Genomic DNA, 21,885 nt, shown 5'->3' on the forward strand with positions numbered 1-21,885 from the left:
AAAGCCAAGGAGAAATCTCCTCAGCTTTTTTTTATTACTTCGTTACGATACCGTGTACTAAAGTTGGTGCATCTACGTGTTCTTTAGAGATCTTCATGTTCTCATAAATTTTCGCTTTTACATCTTCAACATTTTCGCGGTTTGCGTAAATTGTAACAAGGGATTCACCTTGCTTCACGCCATCGCCTACTTTTTTGCGCAGCATTAGACCAACTGCTAAATCAATTTCAGACTCTTTCGTTGCACGTCCTGCTCCTAAAAGCATTGCTGCTGTTCCGATTTCGTCTGCAACGATTTCTGATACATATCCGTCTTCTTTCGCTTCCACTTCAATTTTAAATTGTGCTTGTGGCAATTTAGAAGGGTCATCAACAACAGATGCGTCGCCGCCTTGCGCTGATAAGAACGTTTTAAATGATTCTAGCGCTTTTCCGTTGTTCATTACTTCAATTAGCTTTTCACGTGCATCTTCTAAAGATGAAGCTTGTCCAGCAAGGTACACCATTTGACTTCCAAGTGTTAAACATAGCTCTTCTAAATCTTTCGGCCCTTTACCTTGTAATGTATCAATTGCTTCTTGTACTTCTAATGCGTTACCGATAGCTTCACCGAGTGGTTGACTCATATCAGAAATAACTGCCATCGTATTACGACCAACGTTATTACCGATGCGTACCATTGCTTCTGCTAAACGTTTTGCATCTTCATCCGTTTTCATAAATGCACCTGCTCCAGTTTTTACATCAAGAACAATTGCATCTGCACCAGCAGCAATTTTTTTACTCATAATCGAACTTGCAATAAGCGGAATTGAGTTTACTGTTGCTGTTACATCACGAAGTGCATATAACTTTTTATCAGCAGGTGTTAAGTTACCACTTTGGCCGATAACAGCGATTTTGTTTTCATTTACAAGACGCATGAATTCATCGTTTTCAATTTCCACATGGAATCCTGGAACTGCTTCTAATTTATCAATTGTACCACCAGTATGTCCTAAACCGCGTCCAGACATTTTCGCTACTGGTACACCTAAAGCAGCTACTAATGGACCTAATACAAGTGTCGTTGTATCACCAACACCACCTGTCGAATGCTTATCTACTTTTACACCTTCAATAGCTGATAAGTTGATTGTATCACCGCTATTTACCATTGCCATCGTTAAATCAGCACGCTCTTGATCGTTCATATCTTGGAAGAAAATTGCCATTGCAAGTGAACTTACTTGATAATCAGGAATATCACCATTTGTATATCCTTCAACAATAAAGTTAATTTCTTCTGTCGTTAATGCATGTCCGTCACGTTTTTTTGCAATTAGGTCCACCATTCTCATTGTGAAGTCACCCCTTCATTTGTTTTACGATTGCTTTTACTAATGCTAAGAAGTTAGCTTTAACACGTTCTGTCGTTTCAATTACTTCATCGTGGTGAAGTGGTTGATCTAAAATACCAGCTGCCATATTTGAAATACAAGAAATACCTAATACTTTCATACCAGCGTGACGCGCTACAATTACTTCAGGTACTGTTGACATACCAACTGCATCTCCGCCAAGTGTACGAAGCATACGAATTTCAGCAGGTGTTTCATATACAGGACCTGTCATTCCTACGTATACACCTTCTTGTACTTTAATATTTAAGTCTGCTGCAACTTGTTTCGCCATTTCGCGAAGTTCTACTGTATATGATGTAGACATATCAGGGAAACGTACGCCCATTTCAGAATCATTCGGTCCGATTAATGGATTCGTACCCATGAAGTTAATGTGGTCTGAAATTAACATAAGATCGCCTGGCTCAAATGATGTATTTACACCACCAGCTGCGTTTGTTACAACTACTGTTTCTACACCTAGTTCTTTCATAACACGAACTGGGAATGTTACTTTTTGCATGTCGTATCCTTCATAGAAGTGGAAACGTCCTTGCATTGCTACTACTGTTACACCTTGAAGTGTACCAAATACTAGTTGACCTGCATGGCCTTCTACAGTTGATACTGGGAATTCAGGGATTTCACTGTAAGGTACTGTTACTGCATTCTCAATTTCGTCTGCTAATACACCTAGTCCTGATCCAAGGATTAGTCCTACTTGTGGTGTCTCTTGAAATTTCTCTTTTAAGTATGAAGCTGATTTTGTAATAAGTTCACGATTCATTTGTTTATCCCCCTATTTCTTTAGCTCGTTTAAGAAGCTTGTTCCGTATTCTGGCATTTTCACACCGAAGTTTTCTGCTACTGTTGCACCAATATCAGCAAATGTTTGACGAAGTGGTAACTCTTGTCCGCCTTCTTTCATGCTTGGGCTATATGCTAATAATGGTACATATTCACGTGTATGGTCAGTACCAGGGTGAATTGGATCATTACCGTGGTCTGCTGTAATTAATAATAGATCATCTTCTTTTAGTTTTGCGAATACTTCTGGAAGACGTGCATCATATTCTTGCAGAGCTTCTCCGTATCCTTGTGGATCACGGCGGTGGCCGAATAATGCATCAAAGTCAACTAAGTTTAAGAAGCTAAGACCTGTAAAGTCCATATTTAATGTATCTACAAGCTTATCCATTCCATCCATGTTAGACTTCGTACGAAGTGATTCAGTTACCCCTTCACCATCATAAATATCAGAGATTTTACCGATAGCAATTACATCGTAGTCACTATCTTTTAATTCATTCATTACTGTACGACCGAATGGTTTTAATGCATAGTCATGACGGTTTGGTGTACGTGTAAAGTTTCCAGGTTTACCAACGAATGGACGAGCAATAACACGCCCTACCATGTACTTCTCATCTAATGTTAATTCACGTGCAATTTTACAGATTTTATATAACTCATCAAGTGGCACTACTTCTTCGTGTGCTGCAATTTGCAATACGCTATCAGCAGAAGTATAAACGATTAAAGAGCCTGTTTCCATTTGCTCTTGACCAAGTTCATCAAGAATCTCAGTTCCAGAAGCTGGCTTATTACCGATAATTTTACGGCCTGTTTTTTCTTCTAATTCATCAAGTAATTCTTTCGGGAATCCTTCCGGGAACACTTGGAATGGTGTATCAATGTAAAGGCCCATGATTTCCCAGTGACCTGTCATTGTATCTTTACCAGTAGATTTCTCTTGCATTTTTGTGTAATATCCAAGTGGTTTCTCTACTTTAGAGATACCTTTCATTTCACGAATGTTACCAAGACCTAATTTCACCATGTTAGGCATTTGTAAACCATTCATATGTTCAGCAATGTGACCAATTGTGTCAGACCCTAAATCACCAAATTGCTCAGCATCTGGTGCTTCACCGATTCCCACAGAGTCCATTACGACTAGGAATATACGTTTATATTTATTCATAACTGCGACCTCCTATAAGTTCAGTTCTACTTCTTGTAGTATGTTCAAAACGCTATAAAGTGAAACTGTTATCCATAAGAATTCTCATCGTCAAACAGTACTTCTTTAAATCATTTTCTAACCTATTTCGTTTACTTGAAACGATTCAAAAACATTTCTAGTTTTTTCTAAGTCAGATGTCAGACATCTGATATTGATATCATAACATGTTTACGCTTTCTTTTTAATACATTTTCGTAGAATTTCTCATTTTCTTCACACTTCTATTGTAATCCATTCTGCAACGAAGTGCTAATTTTTTTATGATTTATTTCTTCATAACAAAAATAAAAAGTAGCTCTAAAGAGCTACTTTTTATTTTACTTCTATTGTTTCTTCTTTATGTTCATGCAATTCGCCTTTTCTTACATGCACTTTCACTTTGTAAGAGCCGTTCTCTTTGAAAGTATGTTTCGTTTCATACTCTCCTTTATTTCCTTCTTTCGCTGGAATAAATTCGTGTTTTGCAACACCATCTTTCCAAATCTCTAGTTGTACTTCAGCACCAGTTAATGCTTCTTCTTTTTGCTTTAAATGAACTTTCATTGTAGATTCAGCATTTGCCTTTATGTCTCCAGCCATAAGATGGATCATTGTGTCACTTTTATGATCTCCATGTCCTGCACTGTGATTGCTATTTCCTTTTTTTGCATCTTCTACTTTCGCATTTCCTACAGCAACTTTTTCTTCTGGCATAACGTGCATATCGCGTGCATTTGTATGAGGAATAATATGATATACTCCATCAGTTTCAAATGTTTTCTCGACTGCATAAACACCTTTTCCTTTATGCTTACCATCTAACATCTCGTGTTTCTCGTCGCCATCTTTCCAAATTTCAAACTTTACGTCATCAGCATCCGTTACTCTTTCTTTTCCTTGTGTAACAAGTGCTTGTACTTCTGTTTTTTCACCTGGTTTAATTTCTTTCGGATTTGTTTGGACTGCTACTTTTATAGCTTCAAGTTTCTGTTCTTTTTTCGGTTCTTCTTTGTTTGTATTACAGCCAGCCAACGCTAGCATCGCGATAAATAAAGTTATAATCAGTTTTTTCATCATCATTTCCTCCTTTATACTTTATTTAGTATAGAGGAAATACATTGTAATATTCCAGTCTTCTGCTGAAAACAATATACGAAATGTTTGTGAAGTTTCTGTGAAACGGTCTCCCCCTCTTAATCTATGAAAAAAAGAGCATAGTAACTATGCTCTCGGATGAAACTGTTTATATACATCTTTTAATCTAGTTTTTGAAACGTGCGTATAAATTTGCGTCGTTGAAATATCTGCATGTCCAAGCATTTCTTGTACAGCACGTAAATCTGCTCCATTTTCTAATAAGTGCGTAGCAAACGAGTGACGCAACGTATGAGGTGTAAGCTCTTTTTCAATATTTGCTTCTTTCGCTAATCGTTTTAATATTTTCCAAAATCCTTGTCTTGATAATCGATTACCATGATGGTTTAAAAAGAGTGCATCTACTACTTTTTTCCCCATTAATTCTCTTCTTCCTTTTTCAATATACTTTTGAATCGCTTCCGTTGCTAAACTTCCTAGTGGAATAATTCTTTCTTTATTCCCTTTCCCTATGCAACGAACAAATCCCATCGTTAAATGTACATCTTCTAAATTGAGTGCAATCAATTCTGAAACACGAAGTCCTGTCGCATACAGTAACTCTAGCATCGCCTTATCACGAATCCCAAAAGCACTTGTCATTTTTGGTGTTTGAAGTAACGCCTCTACTTCATCAACTGATAATACTTTTGGTAATTTCCGTTCCCCTTGCGGCGTTTCAATATGTACGGATGGGTCGTGTTCTACCGCTCGTTCACGAAGTAAAAATTGGTGGAACGAACGAATTGATGCGATATGACGCGCCAATGTTTTCGAAGATTTTCCGTTCTCTTTTAAATACTGCAAAAAGTTAACAATGTGTAAACGGGTCACTTCATGAAAAGTTTTCGTCTGTTCCACATTTTGCAAATACTTTACGTAGCTTTTTAAATCCCGTTCATAAGATACTACTGTATTCTTTGCTAATCCTTTTTCGACAACCATATAATGAATAAAATCTTTTAATTGATCTTCCACTCTACACTACTCCCCATTTTCATAGAAAAACATCATTCTATTTACGAAAGCATCCTTTGCCGGTTCTTCATTCCCTGATACTTTTTCTACAGTCTCTTCTTTAGGTTTTTCATAACGATGATAGCTTTCATATTCTTCATTTATCCATAGTATAGCGAAATAAAACAAAATCGTACAACTTGTAAATAATAAAAATACTTTTATTCCATCAAAAGTTAATTTTAAAGCTCGGCGCATTGTAAATTCCTCCAAAATATAAGTTATTACAACATATGCCAAGCTTTCACCAATTTATACCTTATTCAAATAAAAAACCTCTTCCTAGATAAATAGGAAAAGGTTATTTTTCATCCGTTTCATTTTCTTGACAGTTTTTACAAATCCCATGGAATGTTAAACGATGATCTTTCACCTTAAAGCTCCAGTCTCGTTCTACTTTCCTTTCCACTTCACCAAGTAAATCTTCTTGTATTTCTTGTACAGCACCACATTGTGTACAAATCAAATGATGGTGGAAACGCTGCGCACCTTCTTGGCGTAAGTCATAGCGTGAAACACCGTCTCCGAAGTTAATCTTATCGACAACTTTTAACTCAGATAATAGTTCTAAAGTTCGATAGACGGTTGCTAATCCGATCTCTGGCGACTTTTCTTTTACAAGGAGGTAAACATCTTCTGCGCTTAAATGATCTTCTTCATTTTCTAGCAGCACACGAACTGTTGCTTCACGTTGCGGTGTTAATTTGTAGCTCGCTGCATGTAATTGCTTCTTAATTCGTTCAATTCTTTCTTCCATTCGGTACTACTCCCTCCTCGCCACTCTTACACCATTATATCAGAAGAAGGGCTTCTGTCAAAAGAAAAAACAATAAAAACAAATTGATAATTATTCTCAAAAAGTATTTATTTTTTATTAATAGCCTCAACGACTTCTTTCATTAAAACTGGTGATGCGTAAGCCTCCACACTAGAAGCAAGTGCTAACACCACTCCAATTACGAGAAAGAAGCATGTATAACGGATTAATAATGGTAATAGTGGCTCGGTTATTTTTCTAATAAATTGATGCCTAATCATCCGTAAAGAAAAACTTGCAGCAATAGTTGTCATAACGAGAAAGACTGGAATGATAATTAAATTTTGTGGCAAAACAGATACAAATGCTAATAATAGTCCATTCCATCCATGCTGACTTACTAAAAAACCAACTGTAAATCCAACGACAACTCCTTTTACAAATAATAAAATAAAAATAAGTGGTAATCCAATAATTGAAATCCCTAAAATCCAAATAAATCCGATGTATTTTAATTGCGAAAAGTAACTTTCTCGAAACATTTCGCCCGCAATGGCAAATTCTCCTTTAGAGACTTGTCCAAAAAAACGTTGTAAATAAAATGATAAATCTTGTTTTTGATTGATTTGTAAACTATTCACCAGAATGGCTCCGAATATTACTCCCATAAATAATAAAACAGCGTTAAATATATATAATGAAGAGTTTTCCTGTATGTGAGACATTACACGGTCTTGCCAATTTTTTCGCCACATTTTTCTTCCCTCCGTTCACACTCTTATTAAAAATGTATGAAAGAAAGAAAAAAGTATGACGAATTAACATTGAAATTCCGCTCTACTTTGCTAAACTAAAAAGTAGAGAATAGGAGGGATTTCTCTTGAAACCATTATTATTAGATTTTCCAACATTATTTCAAACTGAACGCTTGCAAGTTCGTAAACCATTTCCAGGTGATGGTGCAGAAGTATATGAAGCAATCCAAGCTTCTCTAGAAGACTTAGTACCGTGGATACCAATTAACGCTGAAACAGAAGAGAGTGCTGAAGAAATTGTTCGCGAAGCTCACGGACAGTTTTTACTTCGGGAAACACTTGATTTTCACTTATACGATAAAGTATCTGGTACATTCATCGGAGCAATTACACTAAAGCCTGAAAACTGGGATATTCCAAAGTTTTCACTTCACTTCTGGCTACATAGTGCCTATACAAAACAAGGCTATATGACCGAAGCTGTTAAAGGTGCAATTCAGTTCGCCTTTGATAAACTAGGCGCTAGAAGGATTGAAATTCGTACTGATGCAACAAATATAAATGCATGTAGCTTAGCAGAACGTCTAGAATTCATTCTAGAAGGTACAATGGAAAATGATTTCCTAGCACCAGATGGTAGCTTACGTGATGCACGTGTATATGCAAAAATCAATTAAAAAACACTCGCCTTTGGCGAGTGTTTATTTTTGTAGTTGTAAATATTGTACTGCAAACATCGTCTTCGCATCATGAATACGAAGATCTTTCATAAGAGTAATCGCTTCTTCTAACGATACTTCCATTAATTCCACAAACTCATCTTCATCTAACTCAGCTTTATTTTCTTTTCTTGTCAAACCTGTCGCTTTATATACATATAAAATTTCATCTGCGAATCCTGGAGATGTATAGAAAGAAGTAATGAGCTCCATATTTTCACATACATATCCTGTTTCCTCTTCTAATTCACGAACTGCTGTTACCTCAGGTTTTTCACCAGGTTCTAACTTGCCAGCCGGAATTTCTATAATCGCCTTTTCAAGTGCTTTACGATACTGCTCAACAAGCACAATTTTCCCCTCATCAGTAATAGCAATAATAGCAACTGCACCAGGGTGATTTACAATTTCACGTTTACTCATTGCTCCATTTGGTAATACTACATCATCAACACGAACTTTTATAACTCTACCATCAAAAATTGGCTCAGTTTTTACTGTTCTCTCTGCAAGATTACTCATACTACTTCATCTCCCTGTTCTATTTCCTATTCTTTCCTCATACATTTTACCACATTGAAAGGAGCGTGATAGAAATGAAAGTTTATATTTTACCAAATCGCGTCACTTTAGTCGGAAAAGCATGGCAAATTCGCCATAAGCTAAAGCAATATAGCAAAGAGTATACAACTGTACAAGAGTGGATTACAGCAAATAAAGTGAAACATTAATCATGCTTTTACGGGCAGTTAATGCGAAGCGGAAAGTAAACGTTTGTCAACCTCTTTTCCCTCTCGTACAATAAAGGTAAGGAGGTTGACCTATGAAAAAACGTCAATTAGGAAACTCAGATTTGTTTGTTACAGAAATGGGCCTTGGCTGTATGTCTCTCGGTACATCTGAAACAGAAGCTATGCATATTATCGATGAAGCGATCGATTTAGGAATTAATTTTTTTGATACAGCAGATTTATATGATTACGGATTAAATGAAGAATTTGTTGGAAAAGCCTTGAAGGGAAGAAGAGACCAAATTGTACTTACAACGAAGGTTGGAAATCGTTGGACAGAAGAAAAAAATGGCTGGTCTTGGGATCCTTCTAAAGCTTACATAAAGACTGAAGTAAAGGAAAGTTTACGTAGACTTCAAACTGATTATATTGACCTTTACCAACTCCATGGCGGAACAATTGAAGATCCAATAGATGAAACAATTGAAGCTTTTGAAAAATTGAAAAAGGAAGGTATTATTCGCCATTACGGTATTTCTTCTATACGCCCAAATGTCGTTCGTGAATATGCAAAACGCTCAAACATCGTTAGTGTACTAATGGAATATAGCCTTTTAAATCGGCGTCCAGAAGAATGGTTCCCCCTTCTAAATGAACACCAAATTAGCGTCATTGCCCGCGGGCCACTTGCAAAAGGAATTTTAACTGACAACAATGCAAGAAAAATAGAAAGAGTAAAGGAAAAGGATTATCTCTCTTATTCTTACGATGAATTACATACAACTCTAGCGAGTGTAAAAGAAACGATTGGAGAAAGCTCTTTAACAGGAACAGCTATTCAATATTGCTTACATAATAAGACTGTTGCAGCTGTTATACCTGGTGCAAGCTCGCTTCAACAATTACAGGAAAATATACGAGCTAGCCAACAGTTACCTTTAACGAAAGAAGAATATGTACAACTTCAAAAAATTGTTAAATATGACACATATGCTTTGCATCGTTAAAAATATCGAATTACCGATAAACAGAAGACTGCCTCCTTTATTAGGAGACAGTCTTTTTTATAACGTATCATATTTATCAGGATTCGTTCCTACATGTAAATCACGATTCAACGTGTTAATTTGACGTATTTCTTCTTCAGTTAGTGCAAAATCAAAAATAGTAAAGTTTTCTTTAATACGAGATGGTGTAACAGATTTAGGAATTGTAACAATCCCGATTTGAATATCCCACCTTAATATAACTTGTGCAGGTGTTTTTTCATATTTGTTAGCAATAGCCTGAATGATTGGATGCTGGAATACTTCTCCGCCCCTCATTAACGGACTCCATGCTTCCATTTGAATTTGCTCATCTTGACAATAATTGCACAACTCAAATTGCGTCAACATCGGATGAAGTTCCACTTGGTTTACCATCGGCTTCACTTTGCAATTTGGTAATAATAGTTCTAAATGATGTTTATGAAAATTAGAAACACCAATCGCACGCACTTTACCTTCTTCATACAATTTCTCTAAAGCTCGGTACGTATCAACATACTTCCCTCTTACCGGCCAATGTATTAAATATAAATCTACATAGTCCATTTGTAATTTTTTTAAACTCTTTTCAAACGCCTCGAGTGTCTCCTCATATCCTTGATCGTCGTTCCATACTTTTGTTGTAATAAATAGGTCTTCTCTTGGAATTCCTGATTCACGTATCGCCTCTCCGACACCGCTTTCATTTTCATATACAGTCGCTGTATCAATCGAACGGTATCCAACCTCTAACGCTGTTTTTACTGCTTGTTTTACTTCGTCTCCTTCTTTCGCTTTATATACGCCTAGACCAATCATCGGCATTTTCACGCCATTATGAAGTGTAGTTGTTGGAATATGCACAGTCGTCTCCCTTTCATTGTTACATTATTTATAAGCCACAACTTTATTTCAACAATATTCATCCAAAAAGTCAAAACATACGTACAGTTTACATAACACTTTTATATAGCTAAAAAATAACGTGAACTCATTCATTTACGTTATTTTCTCTCCATTCTTTCGCTTTTTTATCCACATTGCGCACAAACTCATTTTTCCCTTCCGTATATAACGTGCCATCATATGTATACTTTTCGGCTAATTCTTTCTTTAAGGTTGCATATGCCTCTGCTTCTTCACAATGAGCCATCATATAATCACGAAACGCTAAATGCCTTACTATCTCTGGATTTCCTTTTTCAAACACGTGTAAATGATACGAACGTTTTTCCTCAGTTCCATGAATAAAATATCGGCGTCTTGAAATACCATTTTCCCCTTTTACGATGTAACCAAGCTCTATAAATCGTTCATTCCACCCATCTACTCTTTCGATATTTTCTACTTCCATGATCATATCAATAATAGGTTTAGCTGCCAGTCCGGGCACTGACGTACTTCCAATATGATGCATTTTCACCGTTTCTGGCATCGCTGATTTTAATCTTTCAGCCTCCATTTGAAATTTTTCAATCCAATGGTTTTCATGCGGAACAACGACAATTTTTCTCATTCTAACTCCCCTTTTCTTACAAGCTCGTCAAAAAATGATCAGTGGTATTTCACTGATCATTTTTTTATTATTTAAAGTCTTTCCAAGTAAGGTTACTTTCACTTAGCAGTTCTTCAAATGATTTATTCTTTTCACGTTCTTTTTGTTCTTGGCGCTTTCTTTCCAGTTCAGCTGCCTCTTTTTCCTCTTCTCTCACTTGCAACTCTTTCTTCTTACTCTTTAATTGTTGCATGAGTGAATCATTTAATTGATCGCCTAATGTAAGTGTTTCTTTCTTTGGTTGATTCACTTGCGATTGTCTTTGCATTTGTCTTTGTTTCTTTTTCTTCATGCTACTCACCTTTTACTTTTTTCTCCATTATAGTAGATACACGATGAAATCGACAATAAAAAAGGGTCTTTACTCTATTATTCACTTTTTGTAAATATGTTAATTTTTCGAAAAGACTAAATTTTTATGTAGCTATAATCCTATGAATCTATTAAAATTATGTCGTATGATGTCAGATTATAAAAAGAGGAGAATTATATTATGTGGAAAAAAATTATTCCTGCCGTTGCTGTTTTAAGCACTATTACTTTTTCAAGCGTATTTGCCGCTCCCCCATCTCAGAATCCAGCTGAACAAAACCGCTACATAGACGTACAAATGCTTGGTATTAATGATCTCCATGGACAACTAGATACTGTTAAAAAAATCAATAATAAAGAAGCTGGTGGCGCTGATTACTTAGCTACTTATTTAAAAGAACGTAAAAAACAAAACCCTAATACACTTCTCGTACATGCTGGTGATATCGTCGGAGCTAGTCCACCAGTTTCAGCATTATTACAAGATGAACCGACGATTGAATTTTTAAATGATTTAAAATTTGATGTTGGTACAATCGGAAACCATGAATTTGATGAAGGCATTGATGAAATGAAACGCCTCATTTACGGTGGATATCATGAAAAAACAGGGAATTTCAAAGGGGCTAACTTCCCCTATGTAGCTGCTAACTTCTATAACAAATCAACTGGCCGCTTATTTTTACCACCATTTACTGTAAAAATGGTAGATGGTGTTCCTGTTGGATTCATTGGTGTTGTTACAACTGATACACCAAATGTTGTTATGCCTACGATGCTTAAAAATGTACAAATTACTGATGAAGTAGAAGCAATTAATAAATCAACACAACAATTAAAACGCCTCGGCGTTAAATCGATCGTCGTTCTTGCTCATGTCGGTGGAACAACCGATGAGTCTGGGGTAACAAATGGCGATCTTACTCGAATTGCAAATGAAACAGACCCAGAAGTTGATGTTATTTTCGGTGGACATAGTCATACGTATGTAAATGGTACAGTAAATAATAAACTAATTGTCCAAGCAAATTCATACGGAACGGCTTTCTCAGACGTGGATGTAACAATTGATCGTAAAACAAAGGATATTGTAAAGAAAAAAGCTGAAGTTGTTACAACGTATCATGAAGGTGTAGAACCTGATAAACAAGTAAAGAAAAAACTAGATCAATATAAAGAAAAAATCGCACCACTTGTAAATGAAGTGGTCGGAAAATCTACAGCACCTATCGACCGTAAACAAAATGATGCTGGTGAGTCCACTCTTGGAAATTTAGTTGCCGATGCTCAGCGTCAAACGATGCAAACTCAAATCGCCCTCATGAATCCTGGTGGCATTCGTAATGACTTAGATGCTGGTGATATTACGTGGGGTGAGTTATACGGCATTCAACCTTTTGGAAATCAATTGATTAAAGTAGATTTAACAGGTCAAGACATTCGCGATATTTTAAATCAGCAATGGCAAAAAGGAACAACAAGAATGCTTCAAATTTCAGGTATTCAATATACGTGGGATGCAAATAAACCAAACGGTGAAAAAGTTACAAATATACGTTTAACAAACGGAGAAGAATTATCTCCATCTAAAACGTATAGCGTAGTTGCAAATGCCTTCTTAGCTTCTGGCGGTGACGGATTCGTATCATTTAAAAATGGTAAAAATGCAGAAACTGGTCCAAACGACTTTGAAGCGTTAGTCGATTACGTAAAACAATTAAAAGAACCAATTCAGCCAGTTATTGATGGAAGAATTCAAAAAGTAAATTAAGTGTTTCTCTAATAATAAATTTTATTTTTCACGCCATAAAGGATTTGTACTGATACTCTATTTTATACGTAATATACATTATAAAAAGGATACTCGTTCTTCCAATGAACATAGTATCCTTTTCTTTAGTTATCAAAATGTGATGTTTTGTCAACTTCATATTGCTGTAAAAATTGTTGCAACGCCTCTTCTACAAGTTTAGACTTTTGAATTCCTTTCGATTCTGATATAAGGTCCAATCTTGCTAATATTTCTGTATTAATAGAAAAGGTTCGTCTCTTTTTCTCTGTACTCTTACTCATAATTGGTGCAATTACTTCGCCTCTTTTTCTTAGTAACTCATAAATGCTTTGTAATTGCTCGTAAATTAATAATTGATAATCTGTTTTCTCATATTGAAGGGCGGTCGCTTCTTGGAGTTGTAAGTGACGTGGTTCTTCTCCATCTCCTACAAAAATACGTTTCTTCTGCTCTCCATCATATTCGTATCCAATCAATCTTAATTTCTTCGATAATGTATACGGGCTTATTTCAAGACGTTTTGCTATAATAGCGATGGATTCACGTCTGTTTAAACCATCTATAATTTCTCCAATCGTCACAATTTCCCTCCTCCCGTGTTGAAATGACACTAGTATGGTATGTTACAATGATTTTCTAACAGTATATGCAAAATGAATAGCCTGTGCGATTCATACGATTTCACAAAAGGAGGTTTTCAATATGCTTTTTCGTAGCTACACCCCTCAGTTCTATAACGAAAACAAACAACTCATTCCTAATAGTATCGCTACGATAGAAAGCGTTATGATAAATAATCGAAAACAAACTCTCCTTATGCGTGGACAAAACGTAGAGCAACCTATTTTATTATGCTGTCACGGCGGACCTGGGATGGCACAAATCGGATTTATTCGCCATTTTCAAAAAGAATTAGAGAAGCAATTTATTGTTATTAATTGGGATCAGCGCGGGGCTGGTAAATCCTTTTCAATGAAAGATTTCGGAGCAAATTTCACAATTGAACAATTCGTTTCCGATGCAAAAGAAGTGATTCAATATGTACTTAAAAGGTTCAACAAACAAAAACTATTTCTCGCTGGTCATTCTTGGGGAAGTATTATTGGGCTTAACATAGCACATCAATATCCAAAGTATATCGAGGCTTACATCGGTATTGGGCAAATTGTACATATGAAACAAAATGAAGAATTGCTATATCAACATTTAATTCATTCTGCAAAAAAACATGATCATAAAAAAGCATTAGCTTCCCTTTTAAAATTAGGCAAACCACCATTTTTAGATACGAGACGTCTCATTATTCAAAGAAAGTGGCTTGGCACATTTGGAGGCGCAATCCAAAACGGATCTTCCTTTTCTTTCATACGAAAAGGTTTCTTTTCTCCTGAGTATACGCTATTAGATTGGTTCAAGTTTCTCGCAGGAAATTTAAAATCTGGCGTTTTATGGGAAGAAATGCTGACAATCGATTTCTTTTCTTCTATCTCAAGTTTATCTATTCCAGTTTATTTTTGTTCTGGTCGCTATGATTATCAAACTCCTTATGCACTCGTTCAGGAATATTGCGATCTTATTGAAGCGCCTATAAAAAAGATGATTTGGTTCCCAAATTCAGCACATTCTCCTGATTTAGAAGAACCAGAATTATTCGCTAATTCTTTGCAATCAATTAAACAAGAGCTAGCTTTTCAGCATTAGTAACAAAAGGCTCTTTTACATTTCATAGAAAACATTTTATAATAATATGTCGCAAGTATGTATAAACATCGCAAAATATTTCATATTTACTTGTCTTAACAGAATAAAAATTTAGGGAGATTACATTTATTATGAACGCTGTACTCGTCGCAGTAGCAATTATGCTATTGCTTAGTTTGTTACGTGTCCAGGTCATTGTCGCCATCATTGTTGGAGCTTTAACAGGCGGAATTATCGGCGGACTCGGTATTTCAGAAACGATTAACACTTTTACAACTGGTCTTGGAAACAGTGCTCCAATCGCTTTAAGTTATGCAATGCTTGGTGGTTTCGCTATTTCCCTTTCCAAAACAGGACTTCCAGATGCTATGATTCAAACTGCATTAAAATGGATTGGCAATGAACAAGACACGAAAAAACAAGTTTATTCTAAAATACTTATTTTATTCATTATTTTAACTATGGCTTGTTTCTCACAAAATGTGATTCCTGTTCACATTGCTTTCATCCCCATCTTAATTCCAGCACTTTTAAAAGTATTAAATGAGCTGAAAGTGGATCGCAGACTTGTCACATGTATTATTACATTTGGATTGATTACTCCTTATATGTGGATCCCTGCAGGATTCGGAAAAATTTATCATGACGTATTACAAACCAACGCTGCGCAAAGCGGCCTTACATTTGATGTCACACTTATTCCAAAAGCAATGACTATTCCAGCAATTGGTATGATTATTGGATTATGTGTAGCGGTATTCATTACGTACCGAAAACCTCGTACGTATGAAACAGAACAAATTCATACTACCGAAAATGAAATCGTTCCCTATACAAAACGTAGCATTACTTTCGGGTTATTATCTATCATTGCTACATTAACTGTTCAATTAACAACAGAATCAATGATTTTTGGTGCTTTAGCAGGTATTATCGTCTTATCGGTTAGTGGCAGTCTACCACTTAAAGAAGCAGATGCGATATTAACAAGCGGAATGCGTATGATGTCCTTTATTGGCTTTGTTATGATTGCTGCCGCTGGATTCGGCGCTGTTCTTCGAAAAACAGGACATGTTGAATCTCTGGTGCAAACGAGTGCACATATAATCGGAAATAATAAACCACTCGCTGCATTTCTTATGCTCGTTATTGGACTTCTCGTTACAATGGGAATTGGTTCATCCTTTTCAACGATCCCTATCTTAACAACCATTTTTGTACCTCTTTGCATTCAGCTTGGATTTAGTCCAATGGCCACAATTGCAATTATCGGTACAGCCGGAGCACTAGGTGACGCAGGATCTCCAGCATCGGATAGTACCCTTGGACCAACATCCGGTTTAAATGCTGATGGTCAGCACCATCATATATGGGATACATGTGTACCCACTTTTCTACATTACAATATACCGTTACTTATATTTGGTTTTATTGCCGCAATTACATTATAAAAAGGTGCGTATAAAACGCACCTTTTACTTTTTTATTTTTCCTTTTAATTGTTGAAAAGCTAATTTTCCATTATCTTTGACATAGCTTTCAATTGCCGGTAGTGATGAACCTATCCATTCACACTCTATGCTCCCATTAGGTCCAACAATTTTTAATTTATCTGGTATATGTATATTTAGAAATCTCGCTGACCGAATTAACTCAATAGCAATCTGATCACTTGAGGTTACAATTCCATCTATATACGGATTGTTTTGCAATAATGTAATAAATTGTTTATTTGTATACCCTTGTACACATTCTTCTCGATAAGAGATTCCTTCATCCCAAACAGCGTCTAAAAACCCTGCTATATAATCTTCCATTTCTTCACTTTCTTCTCCCTCACCGAAATATGCAAGAAAGTGACACCCTTTCTCTTTTAATAAAGAAACAGCTCTCTGTCCACTTTCATAATAATTTCCATGTGATTGTTGCTCATCGATCACAACAAACGGAAATGGAATTTCTCCTACACTTTTAAAAACTGCTCTCGTCAAAATAACACCTGCAATGTTATTTTGCTTCAGCATATGTATGTATCTATCTTTATTCTCTATATTACAAATAATGATTTGATAGCCTTCTTTATATGCTATTTCCTCAATACAATGTAGCAAAGTGATGTTTGATTGGTTACATAAATTATCTACAAGTAATGCAATTATCGTTGAATTCTCTTTAAATAGTGGCTTCGCTGCACTGTTTGGCCTATAACGTAATTCTTCAATTGCTTCCTTTACTTGTTTTACTGTGTCCTCATGAACGTATCCTTTTTCATTAATAACTCGTGAAACGGTTGCGACTGAAACACCTGCCAATTTTGCAACATCACGTATAGTTGCCACATCGTCACCCCTTAATATGGTAATAGATTACAATTTTACGGTAACCTAAATTACACTATCCGTCAAGATTAATAACTCACATTTCTGAAAATTGTTACATCATTTCACTAAACGATACTCCAACTGAATTTCATGTAAAATTGGGATATTATCATATCCAATACGTGGAATTTCTTTCTTTATTTTTCGTGCCTCCTCTACCGCATTCACATATAAATTAGTCATTACAAAATTACGTTTTTGGTAAAATCGTAACGCATTCATATTATCATTTGTTGTAATAAGCCAAACCTGTCTGCACCGTTCTTCTTCTGCAACTTGTAATACACAATCCACAAGTTTCGTCCCTATTCCTTTTCTTTCTTCAAAGCTATCTAGCGATACAATTTCGCACATATTTCCGGTCACTTCATACGTTATAATTCCGATTATTCTGTCATCTGAGAGCGCAACAAATCCTGGCAACTCTTCTAACTGATGTCCCTTACCACGTGAAACCATCAATGAACTTCCCCAGTTCTCACACATGAACATTCGGATTGTTTCTTTCATCGCTGGCGTAATTTTTTGTATATGCAGCATTTCCTATTTCTCCCCTTTTATATCATTGTGATACAATATAAGTGTATCACATGTAACGGTATTTGGAGGATGAGGTAAAGTATGAAACGTTTTTTTGCAGCATTGTTTACTATACTAGGTGCAATAACTGCCCTTGGGATTTTCTTTACAAATAAAGTGATGTACTTAAAGAAAAAAACAGAGGAAGAAGTACTCGAAAGAGAAACGAAAAAACATTTTCGTATAGAGGATTTTGATGCTCTTCATAAAGAAGAAATTCATATCCCTTCACAATTCGGATACGACCTTCACGGATATTACATTCCTGCTGGTCATTCCAATAAGTTTATGGTTTTTTGCCACGGTGTAACTGTAAATAAAATAAACTCTGTAAAATATGCAAACTTATTCTTAAAAAGGGGATATAATGTCCTCATTTACGATCATCGTCGTCATGGTAAAACTGGCGGAAAAACAACAAGCTATGGATACTATGAAAAGCATGATTTGAAATCCGTAGTTGACTGGCTAAAAACCCGTTTTGGAACCAATATTACACTTGGTATTCATGGTGAATCTATGGGAGCCGCAACAATTCTTCAATACGCAGGACTTGTAGAAGATGGCGCTGATTTCTATATTGCAGATTGTCCTTTCTCTGATTTTCACGGACAATTACAGCACCGTTTAAAGGTTGAATTCCATTTACCAAAATGGCCTTTATTACCTTTAGCAAACGCATTTTTAAAAGTTCGTGATGGTTATACAATTCGTGAAGTTTCACCAATCGACTGTATAAAAAACATTAACAATCCCGTTCTCTTTATTCATAGTAAAGATGACGACTATATTTTAGCTGATATGACAAAAGCGTTATATGAAGCGAAAGAAAATAATAAGCAACTTTATATTGCAGAACACGGTGCACACGCTTGCTCTTATAACGAAAATAAAGAAGAGTACGAAGCAGCCATCGATCAATTTTTAAACACATATGTGAAAGAAACAAAAAACAGGCTTGCATAAGCCTGTTTTTTTATTGCGCTAAAACGTCTGTAACTTGTTCCATATTTTCAGAAATCCATTGCATTGCATCATCTAACGTTGGAAATTCTGTCGTTTGAAATGTTACTTCATCTTGAAGTAACCAAACATCCTTTACCTCTTGCCCTACACCTGCAATGGACCAATGTAACAAACTATATGGATGATTATCATTCAAAAATGATGCCCACGTGCGCTCATTTGCAATGTTTCGTAATGTATGTAATTGTTTATCCATCTCTCGTCACCTTACTCTAGTCAGTTATGAAAACTATTATAACACTCTCTTCTTTCTCAAACAAAGTGCTCTTTTTTCCCCGCTATTTGCGGGCAGTAAAAGCCCGATTGGTTCAAATAATAATTAGTGGTGGATGCCTCCCCCACTAATTAAAGTTTCACTTTATATTGCCAAGCACTTCCCTTGATTATATGATGAAATTAAGCGTTTGGGAAGGAGGGATAACGTTGGCAAAAGTACAAATTAAAGTAAATGACAATGGCTCTTTTCGCGTTACAGGGGACGTGGAATTAGTCGACTCACAAGGGAATGTATTCCCAGCAAAACCGGCATTTTCTTTATGCCGTTGTGGTTTATCAAAAAATATGCCTTATTGCGACGCTTCGCATAAAGGTAAATTCGAGTCTGTTGTTAGAGCACCAGAGGCAGAATAATTTTACATGTGACATGCACATTTTTTTGTGCATGTTTTTTCTTTTTAGCAACTCCGTTATATCCCTTCTCCTTACAACATTTCTAATACTTTTATTTCCATTCCAGCCTGCATATATTTTCACACAATTCTTCACATTCGAATATTTTTTACTAGCCTTTTATTTTTTTTGTGCTATAATTTGAGCAAACAGCATCCTTCGGGGTCGGGTGAAATTCCCAACCGGCGGTGATGAAGTGAAAACTTCTAAGTCCGTGACCCGTTTTCAACTCGAAAACGGTGGATCTAGTGAAACTCTAGGGCCGACAGTATAGTCTGGATGGGAGAAGGATATGTTTCTAGTTTTTTATATAGTGAATACACTTTTATTTCAGTATGCATATTTTTAAAGATTCATTTTGATTCTTTATATATGTTTAATTTTCTATACTTATTTTTTATACTGAAATAAAAAGAGACAACTAGCGTTTAAAAATTCGATATTTTGCTAGGTTTTTTCCTTATGCAGAAATATCAATTATCGTTAGGTTTCTTTCCTATGCTTTCGTATTCAAACTATATTTCTAGAAATCACGTCTCCCAAACCCCAAGGATATTAAATCCTTGGGGTTTTTTGATTTTTTTAGGAGAGGTGAAGAAAATGACAGATCAAGAATATATGAGGATTGCCCTGCAGTTAGCAGAAGGAACATCAGGACAAACAAGTCCAAATCCTATGGTTGGTGCTGTTGTTGTAAAAGATGGAAACATCGTTGGTATGGGGGCTCATTTACGGGCTGGTGAAGAACACGCTGAAGTTCATGCCCTTCAAATGGCTGGTCAGAACGCCAAAGACGCTACCGTTTATGTAACACTGGAACCGTGTAGCCACTTTGGAAAAACACCACCTTGTTGTGAATTGCTCATCGAAAAAGGAGTTAAGCGTGTTGTAATTGCTACTCTCGATTGTAATCCGCTCGTTTCTGGTAACGGAAAAAGAAGATTAGAGGAAGCTAGAATTGAAGTAACGACCGGTGTTCTTGAAGCAGAAGCAGTTTTATTAAATCGCTACTTTTTTCACTACATGAAAACGAAGCGCCCTTTTGTAACAATCAAAACAGCGATGAGCTTAGATGGAAAAACAGCAACTGTAACTGGTGAAAGTAAGTGGATTACAGGTGAAGAAGCACGTGCTGATGTTCACCAATATCGCCATACACATGATGCAATTCTTGTTGGAGTGAATACAGTTATAGCTGATAATCCTCATTTAACAACAAGAATTCCAAATGGTGGGAAACATCCTATTCGCGTTGTTTTAGATACCCATTTACGAACGCCACCATCTTCTCATGTTATAACAGATGGTTTAGCACCGACATGGATTATTGTCGGTAAGGATGTAAAGGAAGAGAAGATATCTTCTTATGAATCTAAAAATATAGCTATATTCCAAATGGAAACGAAACATATAGAAATCGAGGACCTTCTTTCCTTTCTTGGAGAGAAACAAATTCTTTCTCTATTCGTTGAAGGTGGCCAATCGATTCATGCAAGTTTCTTAAAAACAAACAATTTTAATGAAATTGTAACCTATATAAGCCCGAAATTAATTGGTGGGAAAGATGCTCCTACTTTATTTGGAGGAAATGGTTTTTCAAAATTACAAAATGCGCTTTCCTTGAAAATTCAAGAGATGAAACAAATTGGTGATGATATAAAAATCGTTGCGAATGCCCGAAACGAGGTGACGAAATGTTTACAGGAATTGTAGAAGAATTAGGAACGATAGCAAACATGCAACAAAGCGTAGAAGCGATGAAATTAACGATTCATGCAAAGAAAATTTTATCAGATGTTCACTTAGGTGATAGTATCGCGGTTAACGGTATTTGCTTAACTGTAACAAGCTTTACAACTACTTCATTTACAGTTGATGCAATGCCTGAAACGATGCAGTCGACATCACTTCGCATGCTTAAACCGCACTCTAAAGTAAATTTAGAGCGAGCAATGGCTGCAAACGGACGATTCGGTGGACATTTCGTTTCAGGACATATTGATGGAATCGGAACGATTTTAAATAAAAAACAACATTACAATGCCGTCTATTACAAAATAGCAATTTCTGATGAACTACTGCGCTATTGTTTGCAGAAAGGGTCCATTGCTGTTGATGGAACGAGTTTAACGATATTTGATATAGACGAATCTTCCATAACGATTTCACTCATCCCGCACACAGTAAGCGAATCTGTCATTGGAGCAAAAAATGCCGGAGATATCGTAAACATTGAGTGTGACATGATTGGTAAATATATTGAACGCTTTATTACTAAACCTACAAAACGAGTAGGTTCAATGACCGAAAGCTTTTTACAAGAAAACGGATTTCTATAAGGGG

26 protein-coding genes and 1 riboswitch are annotated in these 21,885 nt (G+C 36.0%); of the genes, 10 read left to right on the plus strand and 16 right to left on the minus strand.

Annotated features, from left to right (window positions below; translation table 11 throughout):
• Nucleotides 1–34 precede the first annotated feature (34 nt).
• The 8 genes from ACW0JX_RS19870 to spoIIM all read right to left on the minus strand — a co-directional run bounded on the left by ACW0JX_RS19870 (nucleotide 35) and on the right by spoIIM (nucleotide 7,019).
• Nucleotides 35–1,339 (minus strand): pyrimidine-nucleoside phosphorylase, encoded by a 1,305-nt coding sequence (locus tag ACW0JX_RS19870; protein WP_459245020.1) that lies wholly within the window; start codon nucleotides 1,337–1,339, stop codon nucleotides 35–37.
• Nucleotides 1,340–1,346: 7 nt separating this feature from the next.
• Nucleotides 1,347–2,168, minus strand: coding sequence for a purine-nucleoside phosphorylase (locus ACW0JX_RS19875; protein WP_001078446.1), 822 nt, complete (start codon nucleotides 2,166–2,168; stop codon nucleotides 1,347–1,349).
• Nucleotides 2,169–2,180: 12 nt separating this feature from the next.
• Nucleotides 2,181–3,365, minus strand: coding sequence for a phosphopentomutase (deoB, locus tag ACW0JX_RS19880; RefSeq protein WP_016080381.1), 1,185 nt, complete (start codon nucleotides 3,363–3,365; stop codon nucleotides 2,181–2,183).
• Between the two features lie 354 nt (nucleotides 3,366–3,719).
• Entirely contained in the window at nucleotides 3,720–4,463 is a 744-nt protein-coding gene (locus tag ACW0JX_RS19885) for a FixH family protein (RefSeq protein ID WP_140155618.1), read from the minus strand.
• 144 nt (nucleotides 4,464–4,607) lie between these two features.
• The gene (gene xerD / locus ACW0JX_RS19890) at nucleotides 4,608–5,498 is read right to left on the minus strand and encodes a site-specific tyrosine recombinase XerD (RefSeq protein WP_000390088.1); all 891 of its coding nucleotides are present in this window, start codon (nucleotides 5,496–5,498) and stop codon (nucleotides 4,608–4,610) included.
• Between the two features lie 6 nt (nucleotides 5,499–5,504).
• Complete coding sequence (locus ACW0JX_RS19895) at nucleotides 5,505–5,735, minus strand: YqzK family protein (protein WP_001250432.1); 231 nt, start codon at nucleotides 5,733–5,735, stop codon at nucleotides 5,505–5,507.
• Between the two features lie 103 nt (nucleotides 5,736–5,838).
• Complete coding sequence (fur, locus tag ACW0JX_RS19900; protein WP_000392657.1) at nucleotides 5,839–6,294, minus strand: ferric iron uptake transcriptional regulator; 456 nt, start codon at nucleotides 6,292–6,294, stop codon at nucleotides 5,839–5,841.
• A gap of 107 nt (nucleotides 6,295–6,401) precedes the next feature.
• Entirely contained in the window at nucleotides 6,402–7,019 is a 618-nt protein-coding gene (gene spoIIM / locus ACW0JX_RS19905; protein ID WP_459245021.1) for a stage II sporulation protein M, read from the minus strand.
• A gap of 155 nt (nucleotides 7,020–7,174) precedes the next feature.
• Here spoIIM and ACW0JX_RS19910 point away from each other — a divergent pair, with 155 nt between their 5' ends.
• Nucleotides 7,175–7,726, plus strand: coding sequence for a GNAT family N-acetyltransferase (locus ACW0JX_RS19910; RefSeq protein ID WP_000803479.1), 552 nt, complete (start codon nucleotides 7,175–7,177; stop codon nucleotides 7,724–7,726).
• A 24-nt stretch (nucleotides 7,727–7,750) separates the two neighbouring features.
• Here the strand turns inward: ACW0JX_RS19910 and ACW0JX_RS19915 are convergent, their stop codons facing one another.
• Nucleotides 7,751–8,290 (minus strand): NUDIX hydrolase, encoded by a 540-nt coding sequence (locus tag ACW0JX_RS19915; protein WP_000067042.1) that lies wholly within the window; start codon nucleotides 8,288–8,290, stop codon nucleotides 7,751–7,753.
• A gap of 74 nt (nucleotides 8,291–8,364) precedes the next feature.
• Here ACW0JX_RS19915 and mciZ point away from each other — a divergent pair, with 74 nt between their 5' ends.
• Nucleotides 8,365–8,499 (plus strand): Z-ring formation inhibitor MciZ, encoded by a 135-nt coding sequence (mciZ, locus tag ACW0JX_RS19920; protein ID WP_000870302.1) that lies wholly within the window; start codon nucleotides 8,365–8,367, stop codon nucleotides 8,497–8,499.
• A gap of 92 nt (nucleotides 8,500–8,591) precedes the next feature.
• Nucleotides 8,592–9,506 (plus strand): aldo/keto reductase, encoded by a 915-nt coding sequence (locus tag ACW0JX_RS19925; RefSeq protein ID WP_459245022.1) that lies wholly within the window; start codon nucleotides 8,592–8,594, stop codon nucleotides 9,504–9,506.
• 57 nt (nucleotides 9,507–9,563) lie between these two features.
• On the opposite strand, the gene ACW0JX_RS19930 is transcribed toward ACW0JX_RS19925, so the two are convergent.
• The 3 genes from ACW0JX_RS19930 to ACW0JX_RS19940 form a co-directional block, all read right to left on the minus strand.
• On the minus strand, nucleotides 9,564–10,391 hold the full coding sequence (locus ACW0JX_RS19930) for an aldo/keto reductase (RefSeq protein WP_088114564.1): 828 nt from the start codon (nucleotides 10,389–10,391) through the stop codon (nucleotides 9,564–9,566).
• A gap of 127 nt (nucleotides 10,392–10,518) precedes the next feature.
• Nucleotides 10,519–11,043 (minus strand): GrpB family protein, encoded by a 525-nt coding sequence (locus tag ACW0JX_RS19935; protein ID WP_001227176.1) that lies wholly within the window; start codon nucleotides 11,041–11,043, stop codon nucleotides 10,519–10,521.
• A gap of 67 nt (nucleotides 11,044–11,110) precedes the next feature.
• Nucleotides 11,111–11,374, minus strand: a complete 264-nt coding sequence (locus tag ACW0JX_RS19940; RefSeq protein WP_000727561.1) for a YqkE family protein — start codon at nucleotides 11,372–11,374, stop codon at nucleotides 11,111–11,113.
• Between the two features lie 201 nt (nucleotides 11,375–11,575).
• On the opposite strand from ACW0JX_RS19940, the gene ACW0JX_RS19945 reads away from it, so the two are divergent.
• Complete coding sequence (locus ACW0JX_RS19945) at nucleotides 11,576–13,165, plus strand: bifunctional metallophosphatase/5'-nucleotidase (RefSeq protein WP_000265555.1); 1,590 nt, start codon at nucleotides 11,576–11,578, stop codon at nucleotides 13,163–13,165.
• Nucleotides 13,166–13,290: 125 nt separating this feature from the next.
• Here ACW0JX_RS19945 and ACW0JX_RS19950 read toward each other — a convergent pair whose 3' ends face one another.
• Entirely contained in the window at nucleotides 13,291–13,767 is a 477-nt protein-coding gene (locus ACW0JX_RS19950) for a ribbon-helix-helix domain-containing protein (RefSeq protein WP_000151933.1), read from the minus strand.
• A gap of 121 nt (nucleotides 13,768–13,888) precedes the next feature.
• Between ACW0JX_RS19950 and ACW0JX_RS19955 the strand changes: the two genes are divergently transcribed.
• Nucleotides 13,889–14,887 carry an alpha/beta fold hydrolase gene (locus ACW0JX_RS19955; RefSeq protein WP_053563703.1) on the plus strand — a complete coding sequence of 333 codons (999 nt, stop codon included), beginning with the start codon at nucleotides 13,889–13,891 and terminating at the stop codon, nucleotides 14,885–14,887.
• A gap of 131 nt (nucleotides 14,888–15,018) precedes the next feature.
• Complete coding sequence (locus ACW0JX_RS19960; protein WP_000994810.1) at nucleotides 15,019–16,338, plus strand: Na+/H+ antiporter family protein; 1,320 nt, start codon at nucleotides 15,019–15,021, stop codon at nucleotides 16,336–16,338.
• Nucleotides 16,339–16,362: 24 nt separating this feature from the next.
• On the opposite strand, the gene ACW0JX_RS19965 is transcribed toward ACW0JX_RS19960, so the two are convergent.
• Nucleotides 16,363–17,226 (minus strand): LacI family DNA-binding transcriptional regulator, encoded by an 864-nt coding sequence (locus ACW0JX_RS19965; RefSeq protein WP_000201347.1) that lies wholly within the window; start codon nucleotides 17,224–17,226, stop codon nucleotides 16,363–16,365.
• A gap of 99 nt (nucleotides 17,227–17,325) precedes the next feature.
• Complete coding sequence (locus ACW0JX_RS19970) at nucleotides 17,326–17,808, minus strand: GNAT family N-acetyltransferase (RefSeq protein ID WP_000902437.1); 483 nt, start codon at nucleotides 17,806–17,808, stop codon at nucleotides 17,326–17,328.
• An 81-nt stretch (nucleotides 17,809–17,889) separates the two neighbouring features.
• Here ACW0JX_RS19970 and ACW0JX_RS19975 point away from each other — a divergent pair, with 81 nt between their 5' ends.
• Nucleotides 17,890–18,813 (plus strand): alpha/beta hydrolase, encoded by a 924-nt coding sequence (locus ACW0JX_RS19975; RefSeq protein ID WP_000819230.1) that lies wholly within the window; start codon nucleotides 17,890–17,892, stop codon nucleotides 18,811–18,813.
• 10 nt (nucleotides 18,814–18,823) lie between these two features.
• Here ACW0JX_RS19975 and ACW0JX_RS19980 read toward each other — a convergent pair whose 3' ends face one another.
• The gene (locus ACW0JX_RS19980; protein ID WP_000360796.1) at nucleotides 18,824–19,069 is read right to left on the minus strand and encodes a DUF2552 family protein; all 246 of its coding nucleotides are present in this window, start codon (nucleotides 19,067–19,069) and stop codon (nucleotides 18,824–18,826) included.
• Nucleotides 19,070–19,296: 227 nt separating this feature from the next.
• Here ACW0JX_RS19980 and ACW0JX_RS19985 point away from each other — a divergent pair, with 227 nt between their 5' ends.
• The 3 genes from ACW0JX_RS19985 (at nucleotide 19,297) to ribE (ending at nucleotide 21,881) form a co-directional block, all read left to right on the plus strand.
• Nucleotides 19,297–19,503 carry a CDGSH iron-sulfur domain-containing protein gene (locus ACW0JX_RS19985; RefSeq protein ID WP_001151582.1) on the plus strand — a complete coding sequence of 69 codons (207 nt, stop codon included), beginning with the start codon at nucleotides 19,297–19,299 and terminating at the stop codon, nucleotides 19,501–19,503.
• Nucleotides 19,504–19,693: 190 nt separating this feature from the next.
• Nucleotides 19,694–19,837: riboswitch (FMN riboswitch) on the plus strand.
• 305 nt (nucleotides 19,838–20,142) lie between these two features.
• Entirely contained in the window at nucleotides 20,143–21,255 is a 1,113-nt protein-coding gene (gene ribD / locus ACW0JX_RS19990) for a bifunctional diaminohydroxyphosphoribosylaminopyrimidine deaminase/5-amino-6-(5-phosphoribosylamino)uracil reductase RibD (protein ID WP_000131986.1), read from the plus strand.
• Nucleotides 21,237–21,881: a riboflavin synthase subunit alpha gene (ribE, locus tag ACW0JX_RS19995; protein WP_459245023.1), complete on the plus strand. Its 645-nt coding sequence runs from the start codon at nucleotides 21,237–21,239 to the stop codon at nucleotides 21,879–21,881. Before ribD ends, ribE begins: the two co-directional genes overlap by 19 nt.
• Nucleotides 21,882–21,885: the final 4 nt, after the last annotated feature.

The organism is Bacillus sp. C-3-6, from assembly GCF_054509685.1.

Coding starts and splice junctions, on each gene's coding strand:
- ACW0JX_RS19875 (WP_001078446.1), bottom strand. CDS start 2,168: ATGAATCGTGAACTTATTACAAAATCAGCTTCATACTTAAAAGAGAAA.
- mciZ (WP_000870302.1), top strand. CDS start 8,365: ATGAAAGTTTATATTTTACCAAATCGCGTCACTTTAGTCGGAAAAGCA.
- ribD (WP_000131986.1), top strand. CDS start 20,143: ATGACAGATCAAGAATATATGAGGATTGCCCTGCAGTTAGCAGAAGGA.
- ACW0JX_RS19960 (WP_000994810.1), top strand. CDS start 15,019: ATGAACGCTGTACTCGTCGCAGTAGCAATTATGCTATTGCTTAGTTTG.
- ACW0JX_RS19970 (WP_000902437.1), bottom strand. CDS start 17,808: ATGCTGCATATACAAAAAATTACGCCAGCGATGAAAGAAACAATCCGA.
- spoIIM (WP_459245021.1), bottom strand. CDS start 7,019: ATGTCTCACATACAGGAAAACTCTTCATTATATATATTTAACGCTGTT.
- fur (WP_000392657.1), bottom strand. CDS start 6,294: ATGGAAGAAAGAATTGAACGAATTAAGAAGCAATTACATGCAGCGAGC.
- ACW0JX_RS19895 (WP_001250432.1), bottom strand. CDS start 5,735: ATGCGCCGAGCTTTAAAATTAACTTTTGATGGAATAAAAGTATTTTTA.
- ACW0JX_RS19940 (WP_000727561.1), bottom strand. CDS start 11,374: ATGAAGAAAAAGAAACAAAGACAAATGCAAAGACAATCGCAAGTGAAT.
- ACW0JX_RS19925 (WP_459245022.1), top strand. CDS start 8,592: ATGAAAAAACGTCAATTAGGAAACTCAGATTTGTTTGTTACAGAAATG.
- ribE (WP_459245023.1), top strand. CDS start 21,237: ATGTTTACAGGAATTGTAGAAGAATTAGGAACGATAGCAAACATGCAA.
- ACW0JX_RS19955 (WP_053563703.1), top strand. CDS start 13,889: ATGCTTTTTCGTAGCTACACCCCTCAGTTCTATAACGAAAACAAACAA.
- ACW0JX_RS19980 (WP_000360796.1), bottom strand. CDS start 19,069: ATGGATAAACAATTACATACATTACGAAACATTGCAAATGAGCGCACG.
- ACW0JX_RS19885 (WP_140155618.1), bottom strand. CDS start 4,463: ATGATGAAAAAACTGATTATAACTTTATTTATCGCGATGCTAGCGTTG.
- ACW0JX_RS19975 (WP_000819230.1), top strand. CDS start 17,890: ATGAAACGTTTTTTTGCAGCATTGTTTACTATACTAGGTGCAATAACT.
- ACW0JX_RS19915 (WP_000067042.1), bottom strand. CDS start 8,290: ATGAGTAATCTTGCAGAGAGAACAGTAAAAACTGAGCCAATTTTTGAT.
- ACW0JX_RS19870 (WP_459245020.1), bottom strand. CDS start 1,339: ATGAGAATGGTGGACCTAATTGCAAAAAAACGTGACGGACATGCATTA.
- ACW0JX_RS19945 (WP_000265555.1), top strand. CDS start 11,576: ATGTGGAAAAAAATTATTCCTGCCGTTGCTGTTTTAAGCACTATTACT.
- deoB (WP_016080381.1), bottom strand. CDS start 3,365: ATGAATAAATATAAACGTATATTCCTAGTCGTAATGGACTCTGTGGGA.
- ACW0JX_RS19935 (WP_001227176.1), bottom strand. CDS start 11,043: ATGAGAAAAATTGTCGTTGTTCCGCATGAAAACCATTGGATTGAAAAA.